Source organism: Candidatus Pantoea communis, from assembly GCF_011752685.1.
Lineage (GTDB): Bacteria > Pseudomonadota > Gammaproteobacteria > Enterobacterales > Enterobacteriaceae > Pantoea > Pantoea communis.
Window position 1 is genome coordinate 56651 of the sequence record NZ_VWXC01000023.1, and the last position, 16476, is coordinate 73126.

A 16476-nucleotide genomic window follows, 5' to 3' on the forward strand; every position below is an offset into this window, starting at 1 on the left:
CTATCATGTTTGCTCGTCTGTTCAGCCTGCAGCTGTTATTCGCAGGGCTCTGTTATTCCTCACTATTGCTGGCGAATAAGCTGCCGCTCAGCGTGGACGAGCAGCGTTGGATCGCGGATAACCCTGAGATCCCTTACAGCTTCATTGCCAGCTGGCCGTTGGATTATGCGCAGGATGGGGAACACATTGGCCTGAGCCGGGATTATCTCGATGAAATCAGTCGCCTGACCGGGCTGCGCTTTGTACTCGCTACGCGGAACTCGTTTGAACCTCGCCTGATCTCCGCGCTTGCCCCGGCGTTACTGGAACAAGACCAGCTTACGGATTGGCGCTTCAGCCAGCGCTGGCTCTCCACCGGAGCGCTGGTGATCAGCCATAACAGTGCGGGCGCGGTGCAATCGCTCGATCAGCTCAGCGGTAAACGTGTGGCGGTGCGGCGCGATACCTTCTATGAAAGCTGGCTACGTCATCATCGTCCCGACATCCTGTTGCTGCCGCTCGATCACACCCGTGAAGTATTTGAAGCGGTGTATGATGATCGAGCGGAGTTCGGACTCGGTTCAGACCTGGTGATGCGTCCACTGCTGTATCGCTTCTTCTCGCATAAACTGGCGATTGCCGGACAGATTCCGGAGCTGATGGCCGGCATCAGCATGGGTGTGAGAGCGCAGGATCCACAGTTGCTCAGCATCATCAACAAAGCCCTGGCGGCGATACCGGCTGAGAAGGCGAATACACTTTATGAGCGCTGGGCGGGTGACTTAAAGCTGGGTTATCCCACAGTGGGGGTGATCTTCTCGCTCTATCAATGGGAGATAATGGCCTTCGTGGTTTTGCTGCTTTTGCTGGGCTTCTTGCTGCGTCGTGCGCTTTATCTTCAGCGTCAGGCCACGGCCAGTGAGCAGCGCAAAACGCAATTTCTCGCCATGATGAGCCATGAAATTCGCACGCCGATGAATGCTATGATTGCTTCACTGGAGTTGCTCAATCGTCCGGTGACGGCGATGCAACATGCGCAATATCTGGCGCTGGCGAATTCCTCGGCTAAGAGTTTGCTGGGCTTGCTGAATGACATTCTCGATCACAGCAAACTGTCGCACAAAAGCATTGTGCTGGAGCACTATCCCTTTGCTCTAAGCGAAATGATTGATGCGGTGTGTGACAGCTATCGGCCGCTGGCACAGCAAAAAAAGCTGATGCTGAACACCATTATCGAACCGCATTTGCAATCGCGCTGGGTGCAGGGCGATGCGCATCGACTGCGACAAATCATCAATAACTTACTGTCCAATGCCATCAAATTCACGGAAAAAGGCCACGTCACCTTAACGCTGGAAGCCGAAGATTTTTCGGACCAAACCTGCATGATCTCACTGGCGGTGACGGACACCGGCATCGGTATTGCACCTGAGGATCAATGCAGCGTGTTTGACGCCTGGACCCAGGCCGATACCGGCGCAGAACGCCACTATGATGGCAGTGGCCTTGGGCTGTGGATCTGCTGGCAACTGACCCAACTGATGCGGGGTAGCCTGCTGTGCCACAGTGCACCCGGTGCAGGTAGCACCTTTACCTTGAAATTACCGCTCCTTATCTGCCAGGCACAGACCCAGCCAGCGGAGCCGCCACTGCCGCAGTTCAGCGTGGGAACCTCAATTTTGCTGGTGGAAGATCACCCAGCAGCACAGCGCATGCTCAGTGCACAACTTCAGACTCTGGGCTGTGACGTGGATTGGGCGGAGAACGGTCAGCAGGCGCTTAACCTGCTGGAAGAGGAGAACTATTACGATCTGATGTTGCTGGATATCAATTTGCCCGATATCAGCGGCTACGATGTGGCTCGCCGCTGGCGCATGACAGAGAAACAGCGCGGCAATCCGCCGATGCCGCTGGTGGCGATTTCAGCGATGAATGATGCCGCGCATCATCAGCAGTGCCAGTTAAGCGGTATTGATGGCGTGTTGAGTAAACCTATTGTGTTGTCCGCGCTGGCGGATTGCCTGGCTCGCTGGTGTTCACGCGATAGCGTGGCAACGCAAGCGCCCACGATGCCAGTTCTGGATGAGCAGGTGAAACAGTGGCTGATTGAGGATGTTGAGCAATTTGCTCATGCTTGCCAGCACCTTGAGCACCAGCAGATGCAGCATCACGCGCATCGTTTACGCGGTGCGGCGCAGATGTATCAATTATTGCAATTGGCCAGCGCAGCGGAACAGATTGAAAACCATTTACGAGCGGCGCAGCCTGTGACGCCGCTGCAGGCTGAGATCTGGTTATCCGAACTTAAAACTGCAGTGACTTCAGAAGCTCATCTTTGATAATAAACAGCTCATGGTCGGCCTTGAGACCCAGCTTGCGCATGGCACTCTGCTTCTGCCCGCTGATGGTCTTCAGACTGCGATTGAATTTCTCTGCAATATCGGTGACCGTCATGCCAGTGAGAAAACAGCGAATCACTTCCTGCTCTTTCGGGGAAAGGGCGCTGAGGCTGACGGCACGCTGCATATTCTCTTCACTGTAATTGCCGCTGAGTAACACTTCGCCGTGACGCTGCTGTTGCGCCAGCTCCTGTGCCATTTGCGGTTCGAGGAAGGTACGGCCACGGCTCACTTCCAGCGCGGCGGTTTGAATCTCCTCAAACGGACGATTTTTACCGATAAACCCTTTGGCACCACCGCGGATCGCCAGCGCCACTGTAGCGGGGTTGTAGTGTGCTGAAATCACCAGAATCGCGGTTTTCGGATGCAGGCGGGTCAGGGTTTTAATCAGGTTTAGGCCATCGGTGTCAGAAGGTTCCAGTTCGTAATCAACGATCACCACATCGACCTCTTCACTCTTCAGGCACTGCAGCAAATCTTTACTCTGCGTGAAACTGCCTACCACACGAAAGTCCGGGTTTTCACCCAAGACCAGACTCAGGCCGCGTAATACCAGCGCATGATCGTCCAGCAACGCAATAGAAGTGTGATGTCGGGAGAAGGTTGTCATCGTTAACACTCATGTTAATAAACGGGATGAATAAGAGTGTACTGCATTTTTTGTGAGCCAGTTATCAGCTCGGATAGGAATATTTTTGGAAAACCTTTTTGAGAGTGCTCTTGCGGATCAAAAGACGTCATAACCGTAAAGTACACCTACTCGCTGTGGCGGAGTCCACCAACTTAGTATGACTAAGGTTCATATCCCGATTGAGTCAGGCGCTCCAGGGCTGAATGCTTTATTCAGATGCGCAGCATGAGATTTTTAATTAAAGCTTATGAGGTTCACATGTTAAAAGCTATTCTTGCTGCCGCTATTTCATTAGCGGTGATGCCTGCGATTGCCGGACCGATGATTAACGTCGGTGAGTTAAATGAATATATTCAGCCAAAGCAAAACACATTGGCGAAAAGAATTAATAATACCGGTGATGCCACCGCATTTGTGCGCGTGAGTGTCGATGAAATGATTTTTACCGGCAGCGGTTATACAGAAAATAAGCTCGATGCCAATGCGCTGATTAAAGGCAGCGGCACAGGATTGATCTCCAGCCCGGCACGCCTGATCATTCCGGCGAAGGGCATGCAGAGCAACCGTTTAGTATTTACCGGTAGCCGTGATAAAGAACGCTATTACCGCGTGCGTTATATTCCGGTGATTCCAGAGGATGCGCAGGAATTTGGTTTAAGTAAAGACGAAGCAAAGAAATATCAGAATGAAATCAGCGCAGGCGTCACGGTATTAACCGGGTTTGGCACCATTGTTACGGTGCTGCCCGCCTCTGCGCGATTCGATACCCAAATAACGGAAAACAACCGCAGTTTACAAATCAGTAATAATGGCAATGCCAGTATTGTTATCCACTCGCTTAAAGAGTGCGATAAAGGTTTAAAAAATTGCAGTAGCGTAACTAACCATCAGTTACGTCCGGGCATGAAGCTCGAAAAACCGGTTAATACCGGAAAAGTTTGGCAGTACACCTTATATGAGGGTACGCAAAAGAAATCCCTGTCTTCAGGTAGCACTTATTAATCAACGATTTTTTGGAGAATTAAACATGTCAGTAAAAATCATCAGCGCTGCGGCGATCATTATGGCTTCCTCCTTTGCTGCACAGGCCGCACAGGTTCAGTTCAACGTGGCAGCTTCAATTCCAGACAACACCTTCTACGTGATTGGCACCGGTTGGGAAGCAGAAACTCAGCGTATGGCCTGGAATGAAAACAACCTGTCTTTGAATGCTTTTAACAAGGATTTGAAGATGAAGAACGCCAATGGCGGCATCAAGGCCTATCTGCAGGATGCAGCGGTGCTGACCTCTTCCAGCAACCCGGATCCGATTCCGTTGACTGTGAAGGTCTACAACCAGGTATTGCCAGTCGGCGCAGCTCAGGGTGTTGAAGTTGTGAATGCGACCGAAGCCAGCACGGAAAAAACGCGTGTGATGAGCGTTGCACAGACCACAGCGTTCACTTCAGCTAACCGCCCAGCGGCAGGCGAATACAGCGGTGCTATCACCATGATGTTTGACAGCGTACCAGACGACGAAGGCAGCCGCTGATTACCAGCTCTTTCTACGCATGGATTAAGCGTCAGAGATTTTTAACACTGACCAAAAGGAGGAGGGCGACTTCCTCCTTTTTTTACTTAGATTTTGGACTTTAGCCATGACTCTGTCCCGTTCACTCACCGGTATCACTCTGTTGCTGTGCTCTGCTGGAGCGGCGCAGGCCGATGCCGTCGCGCCACAGCGCGCACCATCACTGGCGCAGCAGGCGGCGGCGATGCCAGCGGATTTTCGTTCGCATTTTTTCAATGCGCCGATCTCAGCGCGCGTGATGCTGGATGGCAAACTGCTGGGTGATGCCAGCATTGTGTTGAGTGAAGATGAGCGCGTACAGATCGTGAATTTTACCGATGTCAGCAGTAGTGAATGGACGGAAACTGAGCGTCAGCGTTGGTTAACGGCGTTTTCTCAGCCCCTGGCTCTTGGACAATGCAACAGCAGTTGCCCGGCGAATTTAGTGGCGGCGGATTACAACCTTGCCAATGCGCAGTTAACGCTGATCACTTCCGCATTGCCGGAAAGCGCGGGGCAGCAGTTGTGGCATGCACTGCCGGAACAGAGCAGTGCGGGCATGCTGTTATCCAACCAGCTCAATCTTTCCGGTGGGCAGCAACAAAGCGCAGCAATGGGTTGGCTGGGTGGGCTTGAAGCCGCCATCGGCAACTGGAGCGCCATTGGTCAATATCAGCTGGATCGCAGCGGCGCGAAAGATGCAGAAACCCAGCATGCGGTGACCTCGCTCTATTTGATGCGCGAGAGCCAGCACACTTTTTATCGCGGTGGACTTTTTTCACCCGACAGTCAGGGCGTATTACGCCAACCCTATTCGCGCGGCAGCGGTGTGACCACGCTGGCGGGTGTGATGATGGGCAGCAGCGATACCCTGATGAAAGACGGCAACACGCCTGCGCTTTACCCGATTTGGGTCACGGCGAACCGTGAAGGGATTGCCGAGATTTATCGCAATGGCGTGTTGATTAACTCGCAGCCGGTGCAGCCTGGCTTACAGGCACTGGATACCGCTCCGTTACCGGGCGGTATTTATGAAGTGGAAGTGCGCATTCTGGAGGATGGTCAGGAGACCAGCCGTAACGTTGAAACTGTTAATAAACCCGCAGGCTGGCGTAATCCTGAGCAACGTCTGCGTTACAACCTGTTTGCCGGTCAACAAACGGCGCTGATGAGCAATAAGCGTAACCAGCAGCATGGCGAGATGGCGGCAGGCACCAGCCTTAACTATCTGATCAAGCCCAATATGACGGGCGGGGTGGCGGTACAAAAGGTGGGTAAAGAGAAGCAGGCAGGTGTTTCTCTGGACTGGCAGGCCAGCCAGCAGGTGCAGCTGTATAGCAACCTGTGGCACAGCAGCGTTACCGGTTACGGTTTTGACTCACAGGCGATGTGGATGCATGAAAAAGGCAACGTGGCGCTGAACCACAGCCGCAGCTGGTACACGCCGGAAGATGCACTGGGACGCTTGAGTTATTCCTCACGTCCACGCACCGAGCAGAGCACTTCGCTGTCATCCAGCTATCGTTTGAACAGCAACCATGGCGTGAACGCCCGTCTGACGCATCGCAGCAGTAACAATGGTGTCGGTATTGATGCCGGCTACAACACCCGTGTTGCTATCGGCAGCACGCCGGTGAACTTACAGCTTTCGGCGTTTGATAGGCCTTACCGCGACAACGGCAACACGCGTAACCGGGGGATGGCGTTAACCGCCAGCTTCTCGCTCGGTAGCCAGGGGCGCAGCGCCAGTGCCAGTATTGGTAGCCGTACCGATGCCCAGGGCGGTCGTGATTTGTATGCTTCCGCTACCCTGAATCAGGAGTGGGAAAACAGTTTTATGAAACAGAGCAGCGTGACGGCCACCGCCGACCGTTACGGCGCGGGACTGAGCAGTTACAACCAGTTTGATGCGCCACTGGCTAATGGCAGTTTCTGGGGCCAGCGCTCCAGCGCCGATCGCCAGTTAAACGGTGGCCTCAACGTCGGTAGTACGCTGGCCCTGGGGCAGGGCAAAGCGGTGATCAGCCGTGACGCGCAGCAACATCAGGGCGGCGGCATGATCGTCGATGTGGTGTCCGATGATGAAAGCGTGGATTTGATGGCCTACCACGAAGCGGGTACTACGCCGTTGAAAGCCGGGCGTAACTTTATTCCGGTCAAAGCCTGGAAACCGGGTACGGTGCAGATCGATTTCCCGGGTAAGGATGCGCCAGCGCTGAAAGCCTGGCCGCAGTATCTCGATTATCACCATGTGCGCGGCGGCGTCAGCAGCCATGAAGTGCGGGTGATGAAGACTGTCACCGTGATGGGACGCCTGGTGGATAACCAGGGTACGCCGCTGGGTGGTGCCAAAGTGATTAACCATGCAGGACGCACCGTCACCGAATCTGACGGCATGTTTACCCTGGAGCTTCATGAGAAGAATCCGGTGGTGAGTATTGAACATCATTCCGGTATGCAGTGCGAGATTCGCCTTAACCCGGAAACTGAAAAACGCGATGAATTGATATTTGCGGGCAATGTTACTTGTTCAGCAACGACGTTGGTTAGAAATAAAGCAACGATTACTAAAGAATTAAGTTGAGATGTTTAAATTATGATCTGCAAAAGAATAAATAACATTCCTTCATTTCTGATGGGAAGGTTCAATATAGTGGTGTTTGTTTTGCTAAATGCTTTTGTATTCTCATCCCAATCTGCAGATGTAAAAATAACTGCGGTGTTTGAACCTGATATAACTAAACCTGAAAATAATTCTTTTACTAACACAACCATAAAAGGGGGGTATTGTACGCGCTTCCCTGGTAATTGTCGGGGCGATATTTTTGCAGTTGCAGTACCAGGTTTAAGCGCTCAAAAGCATTTTGATAATTTATCAGATAATATAGTAAATAATCACCAGAATTTTGATGTTGATGGTTCAACCAGAATAGTAAAACTTATTAACACTAAAACAGGATTTGAAACTGAGGCAAGTTTTCGGTTAAGCGTTTTCTCTGTTAGAACGGCCGGAGTACCAGGAAATGTTCAAACTGGATATTCTCCCTCTGGGGGATGTACTGGGATAGCTGGTTCTGGCAATGGATCTCAGTTTAGCTTCGCGTGGTCATTACCTGATTCAAAAATAAATTGCTATCAGCGGCTAAAGAACGGAAGCGATTTCTCTGGAGTTGGGACCATCTTTGAGCTGAGTTTTGCTTATATATTAACTACTCCTAAACCCCTATCTTTGCCTGCTGGAAAATATGTTGGTGTGGTTGTATACACTGTTGGCGATGAGATGGATATAGACTTTCATGCGTTAAGTTATAATGATAACGAAGTTAGAATCACTATCGAAGCAACAGTGGAACATGCATTTTTCTACCAATTCCCATCCGGTAGTGAAAACGTTCAGCTTTCACCGCCTAACGGGTGGAGCTCCTGGATTAACGGCGGAATGATTCCGCAAAAGCTTTCAAAAGAGGTACTCTTTACCCTCAGCAGCTCCAGCGGATTTAAAATCTGGATGCAATGTGAACATAATGCAGGTGCTGGTTGTGGACTTAAAAACCAGGCGACAGCTGAAACTGTGCCGCTGGATGTTAAAATGACGATCCCAGGTTTTACCTCCAATCGTCAGCCCGTGCGTAATATGCTGCTCAACACTGACGCAGCCGGACACACCATCGATCTGCCCGGCCAGTTTGTGGTGGATTTACGTTCGAAGCTTGATTTCGTTGTCAACCGACCTGAAGTCGAGAAAATGGTGAAAGCACCCGGTTCAAACTGGAAAGGGGCGGTGACCCTGATATTTGATAGTGAAGTGGAATAAACATGGCGGGTCAGTGTGCCCGCTAACCGCTGAATTGAGAGTGGTCTGGTTATATATGCCTGCCTTAAACGGTTACGATAATTTGAAATTGGGATGTGTAAGTCTATTTATAATTTTAACCGGCGTTCATATAAAAATAACAGACCGCCACTACAAAATTTATCAACACACCAGATGAAAAACATGAGTGAAAAGAAGATCATCATTATGGATGATCACCCGCTCTACCTGCATGGGCTGAAGCACATTATTAACGATAACCCGGCATTCAGCGTGCTGGACTGCTGTCGTAATTCCGCAGAACTGATGCTTTCGCTCAGCATCGTCAAGGCGGATATTGCCATCCTTGATTTCTCCCAGCCTGAGGGCGAAAGTGATATTAAAGAGGTGGTTGAACAGTTACATCAGGATTATCCTCAGATGTCGCTAGTGGCGTTGGGGGAAAGTCGGCGTCATCAGCTGTTAAGCATGGCCTTAAGACCGAGAATTAAAAGCTATTTCTGTAAAAGTCTGTCTGCAGAAAATATTTTGTCAGGATTACGTCATGTTCAGCAGTTCAATGGTACAGAGCATAGCATCCCTAATGAGCCTGAAGGTGTGACCAAATTTAGTGCTGGCTCACCCCTATCCGCGCGCGAAAAATTTATTATCGAATACCTTCACGCCGGTTTAACCGTGTCTCAGGTGGCCCAACGGGTTAATCGCAGCGTAAAAACCGTCAGCACGCAGAAACGTACTGCGATGCGCAAATTGGGTATTACGCAGAACCGGGAAATCTTCCAGTTAAATTTAAGTGAGATTTAACCCAGCCAGCGGCGCGCCTGTTTATCGCTGATATCGCGATAATAAACTTTATGAATGCGCTCTCCGCAGCGTTGGCACTGTGCCTGAATATGCGTGGAATAGTGCGCGCGTCCTGTTGGCGCGACCGCCCCTTTGCGGCTGACGATAATGTTATGCCATTTGTGTGCGTGCGGGATAAAGCTGAAAAAGTCGAATTTCATTCTCGCGTCCGGAAATGGGTGAATATCGTGCGGTGCATGTCCGGAAGGGGATTAGGCCTTTTTCTGTACGTCATTAGATTGATATTAATCAAACAACTACAACGCATGAGTTAATTAACGCGATTTTGCCTGTTTAGATTAATAAGTGCTTTATTCATCAAATTTAGTGTCTTAATAAAATTGATCTGCACGGTTTTCTGCCAATGCAGAACGTGATGAGAAAAGTGCGGCTATGTCATTTTTCCACATTCTCTTCACCAGTCGCACTTCCCACGATTTACAACCTCCCGGACAGCCCTTATCCTGTGTGCGGCATGTTTACCATGCCATGACTCGGGGTGCCCCTGTTCAACAGGGCTGAGATACACCCGCTGACCTGATCTGGATAATGCCAGCGTAGGGAAGTCAGATGCCTGACTGCATTCGCCTTCTTGATCGCCGGTTGGGAGTTTTATGACACAGCCTGACCTTCTTACCTCCGCGCAACTCGCGCAGTCCCTGCAGCTGCTACGTCAGCAGGCACCGCTGGTGCACTGCATGACCAATGATGTGGTGCAAACCTTTACCGCCAATGTGCTGCTGGCTTTGCAAGCCTCTCCCGCGATGGTGATCGATGCCGAAGAAGCCGCGCAGTTCGTGAGTTTTGCCGATGCGCTGCTGATCAACGTCGGGACCTTAACCCGCGACCGTCGCGATGCGATGCTGGCGGCGGTGCAGTCCGCTTCTAAAGTCGGTACGCCCTGGACGCTCGATCCGGTTGCCGCTGGCGCACTCTCATTCCGCACCGAATTCTGCCAGCAGCTGCTGAGCCTGCATCCCGCCGCAATTCGTGGCAACGCCTCGGAAATCCTCGCGCTGGCTCACCAGGCTGCGGGCGGGAGCGGCGTGGACAGCGTGCATCAGGCAGATGCCGCACTGAGCGCGGCACAACAGTTGGCACAGGATTACCACACGCTGGTGGCGGTCACCGGCGAAGTCGATTACGTCACTGATGGCAAACGCACGCTGGCGATTCCAGGCGGCAGCCCGCTGATGACGCGCGTGGTCGGCACCGGCTGCGCGCTTTCCGCCGTGGTCGCGGCCTTCAGCAGCTTACCAGGCGACCGCTTGCAGCATGTGGCGGCGGCATGTCGCGTGATGTCGCTGGCGGGCGAGCAGGCGGCGCGTGCTGTTCAGGGGCCAGGCAGCTTTGTCGCGGCTTTCCTCGATAACCTCTGGACGCTGGAGGTTGCTGTATGAAACGCATCAACGCGTTAACCATTGCAGGCACTGACCCGAGCGGCGGCGCGGGCATTCAGGCCGATCTCAAAGCCTTCTCCGCGCTGGGTGCGTATGGCACCAGTGTGATTACCGCGCTGGTGGCGCAGAACACCTGCGGCGTGCAGTCGGTGTATCGCATTGAACCCGATTTCGTTGGGGCGCAATTGGATTCGGTGCTGGACGATGTGCGTATCGATGCCGCCAAAATCGGCATGCTGTCGGAAACCGCGATTGTTGAAGTGGTGGCCGAGCGGCTGAAACGCGCCAGCCTGCCGTTTGTGGTGCTGGATACGGTGATGATTGCCAAAAGCGGCGATCCGCTGCTGTCGCCCGATGCAGTGGCCAGCGTGCGTGAACTGCTGCTGCCGCAGGTGTCGTTGATCACGCCCAATTTGCCGGAAGCGGCTGCGCTACTGGGACGTGATATGGCGCAGGATGAGAAAACCATGCTAATGCAGGGCGATGCGCTGCTGGATCTCGGTTGTGAAGCGGTACTGATGAAAGGCGGACATCTCAGTGATGCCGAAAGCCCGGATTGGCTGATCACCCGCGCAGGGCGTCAGCGCTTTACCGCACCGCGCGTCAATACGCGCCATACCCACGGCACCGGTTGTTCGCTGTCCGCCGCTTTAGCGGCACTGCGTCCACGTCACGATAACTGGGCGGATACAGTCACCGAAGCCAAAGCCTGGCTGCAGCGGGCCTTGCTGCAAGCGGACTCGCTGGAAGTCGGCAAGGGCATTGGTCCGGTGCACCATTTCCATCAGTGGTGGTAGGGCAGCAGAACGGCGATTAAGGCGTGCCTCTGCGTTGCAGGATTCAATCTGAAGGCCGCCCATCGCAAGGTGGCAGAATTTTTTTTACTGCGTATCCGTCTGAAAAATGGAGTCAGCAATTTGCCAGCCTGGCGCTTTTCGGTCCAGGCTGTTGGGGGCGAATCGGCCATTGCCGGTTCCATTCCAGCCATTTATTTCAGGAGCCAACATGACGGACATCGTACAGTTATTGGGCAAAGAAGCGGATTCACTTCTTCAACATCGCTGCATGACCATTCCAGCGGACAGCCTTTATTTACCGGGCGCGGATTTCGTCGATCGTGTGATGATCGACAACAATCGTTCTCCTGCCGTATTACGCAATATGCAAAGCCTGTATAACACTGGTCGCCTGGCGGGCACCGGCTATCTGTCGATTTTGCCGGTCGATCAGGGCGTTGAGCACTCAGCGGGTGCCTCTTTTGCCGCCAACCCGGCTTACTTCGATCCGAAGAACATTGTTGAGCTGGCGATTGAAGCCGGCTGTAACTGTGTCGCCTCTACCTATGGTGTGCTGGCCTCGGTATCACGCCGCTATGCACACCGCATTCCGTTTATGGTGAAACTGAACCACAACGAAACCCTGAGCTATCCCACCCAGTACGATCAAACGTTGTACGCCAGCGTTGAGCAGGCATTCAATTTGGGTGCTATCGCGGTAGGCGCGACCATCTATTTTGGTTCTGAGCAGTCACGCCGTCAGATTGAAGAGATCTCGGCCGCCTTTGAGCGCGCGCATGAGCTGGGTATGGTGACCGTACTGTGGGCCTATCTGCGTAATGATGGCTTCAAGAAAGACGGCGTGGATTACCATGCCAGCGCCGATTTGACCGGCCAGGCCAACCATCTGGCGGCGACCATTGGCGCAGATATCGTCAAGCAGAAAATGGCCGAGAACAACGGCGGCTACAAGGCGGTGAAATTCGGCCATACCGACGAGCGCGTTTACAGCAAGCTGACCACAGAGAACCCGATCGATCTGGTGCGATACCAGCTGGCGAACTGCTATATGGGCCGTGCGGGCTTGATCAACTCCGGTGGCGCATCAGCCGGAGACACTGACATTGCCGAATCGGTGCGTACTGCGGTGATCAACAAACGCGCGGGCGGGATGGGGCTGATACTGGGCCGTAAGGCGTTTAAGAAGTCGCTGAAAGAGGGCGTACAGCTGATTAATGCGGTGCAGGATGTTTATCTGGCGAAAGATGTCACGATTGCCTGATTAAACCTGGCTGACTTGCCATTTCGCGGGCGGGCAGTGCGCGTCCCTGGTCACATACAAATGTATGCTCCCAGGGCCTGTGCGCTGGCCGTCCGCGCACTGCCTCCGCCGCCAACGGATCAATCCGCTGGGTGTCAATCATCTAAGGCGCTTCAAACCATTCGCTATTACGCTCAGCAATCGGCGTAATGGTCAAAATCATTTCCTGCAGATGACGTCGCATCGCCGCTTCTGCCGCTTCAACATCTTGCGCTTTTAACGCCTGGTAGATGTTTTCATGCTGCTGAATCAGGCTTTCCGGTGGCGACACTTCACTCAGGGTCAGGAAGCGCACGCGGTCCATGGTGGCTTTAATGTTCTCCACCGTTTCCCATGCCAGCAGGCAGTTAATCCCTTCGGCAATCAGGCGGTGAAACTCATCGTCCAGCGCTAAGAATGCCTGGCTGTCGTGACGTTCTGCCGCCAGACGCTGCAACTGAAGATTGTGCTCCAGCGCCATCAAGCCTTCGGGAGTGATCTCCTGTGCAGCACGTCGCACCACGGCGATCTCCACCGCTTCACGGATAAAACGGCCGTCGGCCACACGCTGGGCGGAAATTTTACGCACGAAAGTGCCGCGCTGCGGCAGCACCTGCACCAGGCCCGCTTCCGCCAGTTTGATAAAGGCTTCGCGGACTGGCTGGCGCGACACATTAAAGCGCGCGGACACTTCTTTTTCCGACAGCAACGAGCCGGGATGAATGGCGCAGGTCACGATATCTTTGCGCAGATAACGATAGATCTGCTGATTTACGGGTTCGCTGGTGGTAATGGTATAGGCAATCGACATGCAGCAATATCCGTATTACGGCTGGCCTACGCCAGCCCGATGAGAAAGGTTCAGTCTAATCAGCACGCTGCATCTGCGCTACACATTTGTGAAGGCACTTATGCCTGTGTCACAAGGGCTTGTACCGTGGCGCGTGCACCTTGGGTATTAAGCTGGTTATACAACTCGGTGACGCGCGAGACAAAGGCGGTCTGATAACGTAAATCATCGCCAAATACCGCTTGTATCCGCAGTAAGGCTTCGACGCGCTGTGCACCCTCATCACTGTGCGCAACGATGCTCGCCAATTGTTCTTTCATTGGGTCGCGAATCTCAATCGCATGACCTTGCTCATCGACACCGCTCACGTAACGCATCCAGCCCGCCACACCCAGCAGCAGATAGTCACAAGATGTGCCGTTACGCAGATGCCAGCGCACGCTGTCCAGCAAACGCTGCGGCAGCTTCTGGGTACCATCGGTGGCAATTTGATAAGTGCGATGCTTGATGGCGCGGTTTTCGTAGCGAGCGATCAGCGAGTCGGCATAGGCGGTGAGATCCACGCCCTGAGTACGCAGCGTCGGGGCCTGATCCTGTAACATCAGCGCGCGTGCCGCCGTGCGGAAGTGGTTATCAGCCATGCAATCGCTGATGTGTTCGTATCCGGCGAGGAAGCCGAGATAGGCGAGGAACGAGTGGCTGCCGTTCAGCATGCGCAACTTCATCTCTTCAAACGGCAATACATCACTGACCAGCTCAGCACCGGCATTTTCCCACACCGGGCGACCGTTAACGAAGTTATCTTCGATGACCCATTGGAAGAAAGGCTCGGCTTCTACCGCCACCGGATCGCTGCTGCCTAAGCGCGCTTCCAGCGCATCAAATGCCGCATCGGTCATGGCGGGAACGATGCGATCCACCATGGTGGAAGGGAAGGTGATGTGCGTTTGAATGTACTCTGCCAGTTCGTGGCTATGGCGTTCTGCCAGTTGGGTGACGACGTTGCGCGTGACGTGACCGTTCTCCGGCATGTTGTCGCAGGACATCACGCTGAATGGTGTTAATCTCCGCTCGCGACGACGGATAATCGCCGCCAGAATCAGGCCCGGCAGCGAACGCGGCTGCGTGGGGTTTTCCAGGTCATGCACGATATCAGGATGATCCGGATTGAGCTTGCCGCTGGAAGGCATGTAGCAATAGCCTTTCTCGGTCACCGTCATCGAGACAATCGCCACATCTGGCTGGCTCATCGCCTCAATCACCGCATCAATGCCGTCGCCTTTGCCATGCAGCGCTTGCGTCACCACGCCAATCACGCGGGTGTTAAGGCTGCTATCGGCCATCTCGGTGAGGGTATAAAGCAGGTCTTGCTGACGCAGCGCCTGAATCAGTGCGCCGCTGTTGAGGTTCACTTCGCAGTAGCCCCAGTCGCTGCCTTCCGTAGCCAGTTTATCGGTCGCGAGCGCCTGATGGGCGCGGTGAAAAGCACCAAAGCCGATATGTACCATGCGGGTTTTTAACTGGCTGCGGTCATAAGCGGGACGTTGGACGTCGGCGGGGAGGCGATCAAGCTCTAACATGCGTTTTCCTTTTAGCAAACGGGGCGCTGAGCGCCCCATTATGGTCAATCTGTTATGCGGACACCGGTTTATCGATGGTCTTTGGGCTGCGAATCACAAACAGCACCAGCATCGCACCAATCCCGGCGACACAGCCCGCCAGAATAAAGGCGCTGTCGAATTTACCGGTGTGCTGCACGATATAGCCCGTGACAATCGGTCCAACAATCCCGGACAGGCTACCAATCAGATGGATAAAGCCACTGATGCTGCCGACACGGCTTTTGTGCACCACATCCTGAATAATCGCCCAGTAAATCGCACCGGTGATGTAGAGGAAGAAGATGGAGATCGACATCATGATCACCGCCGAATTCACCTCTTTAATCGTTCCCGCCAGTGCTACACAGATGGCGGCAGCCAGCAGCGAGACCACCAGGACAATTTTGCGCGACAGCAGCAGCTTGCCGGTGATGTTGAAAATCTTATCCGAAATCCAGCCGCCCAATGCCAGGCCGACGAAGCCGACAATCCACGGGATCATGGTGGTGATACTCATGGATTTAATATCCAGGCCGTGCGCCTGCACCAGATAAGCCGGGAACCAGCTCAGGAAGAAGAACAGAATATAGTTGTAGCAGAAGAAGGCGAAAGCGGTGACCAGGATAATCGGCTGACGCAGGTAGTAACCCATGCCGTGTGCTTTGCCTGATAAATCGATGACATCAGCCGGTTCTTCCGCTTTCAGTTTCTCGACCAGCGCGCGCTCTTCTGCAGAGACTTTTTTGCTGCGCGCCGGGTTATCAGCGGCGAAGAAGAACCACAGACCCATCCACACCAGGCCAATCACGCAGATCACCACGAACGCCGGACGCCAGCCAAATGATAACGCCAGATAGCCCACAATCGGACCAGCGACGGCCCCACCCAGCGGCGAACCGGCACTCAGCAAGCCCATTGCGGTAGCGGCTTGTTTTTTCGGGAACCAGCCGTTGATGGCCTTGTTTGCCGAGGCGCAGATTGGGCCTTCCGCCATGCCAAACAGCACGCGCAGAATCATCATCGACCAGAACCCGGTCGCCAGTGCGGTCATGCCGCAGAACAGCGACCACATACCGACGGCGGTGCCGAGCACGATAGTCGGGCCAAATTTATCGGTCGCCAGGCCACCGATAAAGTTAAACAGCGCGTAGCCAAAGAAGAAGCTACCGAAAATCATGCCGAACTGTTCGGCGTTGATCATCAGGTCTTTTTCTACCAGCGGTACAGTCAGAGAAAGGGCAATACGATCGAGGTAGTTGATCATATAAACCAGGAACAACAGCAGTACGAGGGTCCAGCGTAGATTCTTTAACATAGAAACTCCGTTTCCTCGTCATGCTTCAATCTGTTTCTGTTTGGCCTGTTTAATCGCATCCCCTTCGAGGATTTAATCA

At 53.4% G+C, this 16476-nt stretch carries 14 protein-coding genes and 1 riboswitch; of the genes, 9 read left to right on the forward strand and 5 right to left on the reverse strand.

The genetic code is table 11. The features are described from left to right. Positions 1-5 precede the first annotated feature (5 nt). Positions 6-2318 (forward strand): ATP-binding protein, encoded by a 2313-nt coding sequence (locus F3J37_RS23360; RefSeq protein ID WP_166936139.1) that lies wholly within the window; start codon positions 6-8, stop codon positions 2316-2318. Here the strand turns inward: F3J37_RS23360 and F3J37_RS23365 are convergent. Further along, positions 2284-2988, reverse strand: coding sequence for a response regulator (locus F3J37_RS23365; protein ID WP_166936141.1), 705 nt, complete (start codon positions 2986-2988; stop codon positions 2284-2286). The two genes, F3J37_RS23360 and F3J37_RS23365, sit on opposite strands and share 35 nt — an antisense overlap. 279 nt (positions 2989-3267) lie before the next feature. On the opposite strand from F3J37_RS23365, the gene F3J37_RS23370 reads away from it, so the two are divergent. The 5 genes from F3J37_RS23370 (at position 3268) to F3J37_RS23390 (ending at position 9176) form a co-directional block, all read left to right on the forward strand. Continuing rightward, a complete protein-coding gene (locus tag F3J37_RS23370) occupies positions 3268-4011 on the forward strand; it encodes a hypothetical protein (RefSeq protein WP_166936143.1) in 744 nt (247 codons plus the stop codon). Positions 4012-4036: 25 nt separating this feature from the next. Beyond that, positions 4037-4540: a CS1 type fimbrial major subunit gene (locus F3J37_RS23375; RefSeq protein WP_166936144.1), complete on the forward strand. Its 504-nt coding sequence runs from the start codon at positions 4037-4039 to the stop codon at positions 4538-4540. A gap of 106 nt (positions 4541-4646) precedes the next feature. After that, positions 4647-7142 carry a CS1-pili formation C-terminal domain-containing protein gene (locus F3J37_RS23380; RefSeq protein ID WP_166936146.1) on the forward strand — a complete coding sequence of 832 codons (2496 nt, stop codon included), beginning with the start codon at positions 4647-4649 and terminating at the stop codon, positions 7140-7142. A gap of 72 nt (positions 7143-7214) precedes the next feature. Then, positions 7215-8372, forward strand: coding sequence for a hypothetical protein (locus F3J37_RS23385; RefSeq protein WP_166936148.1), 1158 nt, complete (start codon positions 7215-7217; stop codon positions 8370-8372). A gap of 93 nt (positions 8373-8465) precedes the next feature. Continuing rightward, the gene (locus F3J37_RS23390; protein ID WP_166936149.1) at positions 8466-9176 is read left to right on the forward strand and encodes a LuxR C-terminal-related transcriptional regulator; all 711 of its coding nucleotides are present in this window, start codon (positions 8466-8468) and stop codon (positions 9174-9176) included. On the opposite strand, the gene F3J37_RS23395 is transcribed toward F3J37_RS23390, so the two are convergent. Then, complete coding sequence (locus tag F3J37_RS23395; RefSeq protein WP_166936151.1) at positions 9173-9376, reverse strand: hypothetical protein; 204 nt, start codon at positions 9374-9376, stop codon at positions 9173-9175. The two genes, F3J37_RS23390 and F3J37_RS23395, sit on opposite strands and share 4 nt — an antisense overlap. A 324-nt stretch (positions 9377-9700) precedes the next feature. Then, positions 9701-9796, forward strand: a riboswitch (TPP riboswitch). Between the two features lie 33 nt (positions 9797-9829). On the opposite strand from F3J37_RS23395, the gene thiM reads away from it, so the two are divergent. The 3 genes from thiM to fbaB all read left to right on the forward strand — a co-directional run bounded on the left by thiM (position 9830) and on the right by fbaB (position 12673). Beyond that, positions 9830-10615, forward strand: a complete 786-nt coding sequence (gene thiM / locus F3J37_RS23400) for a hydroxyethylthiazole kinase (protein WP_166936153.1) — start codon at positions 9830-9832, stop codon at positions 10613-10615. Beyond that, positions 10612-11412, forward strand: coding sequence for a bifunctional hydroxymethylpyrimidine kinase/phosphomethylpyrimidine kinase (gene thiD, locus F3J37_RS23405; protein ID WP_166936155.1), 801 nt, complete (start codon positions 10612-10614; stop codon positions 11410-11412). The genes thiM and thiD overlap by 4 nt, the downstream gene beginning before the upstream one ends. 208 nt (positions 11413-11620) lie before the next feature. Beyond that, the gene (gene fbaB / locus F3J37_RS23410) at positions 11621-12673 is read left to right on the forward strand and encodes a class I fructose-bisphosphate aldolase (protein ID WP_166936157.1); all 1053 of its coding nucleotides are present in this window, start codon (positions 11621-11623) and stop codon (positions 12671-12673) included. 142 nt (positions 12674-12815) lie between these two features. Here fbaB and F3J37_RS23415 read toward each other — a convergent pair whose 3' ends face one another. From F3J37_RS23415 to F3J37_RS23425, 3 genes are all read right to left on the reverse strand, one after another. After that, entirely contained in the window at positions 12816-13502 is a 687-nt protein-coding gene (locus tag F3J37_RS23415; RefSeq protein WP_034824871.1) for a GntR family transcriptional regulator, read from the reverse strand. Between the two features lie 98 nt (positions 13503-13600). Continuing rightward, positions 13601-15061: a mannitol dehydrogenase family protein gene (locus tag F3J37_RS23420; protein WP_166936159.1), complete on the reverse strand. Its 1461-nt coding sequence runs from the start codon at positions 15059-15061 to the stop codon at positions 13601-13603. Between the two features lie 52 nt (positions 15062-15113). Beyond that, on the reverse strand, positions 15114-16397 hold the full coding sequence (locus F3J37_RS23425) for an MFS transporter (protein WP_166936161.1): 1284 nt from the start codon (positions 16395-16397) through the stop codon (positions 15114-15116). Positions 16398-16476 lie beyond the last annotated feature (79 nt).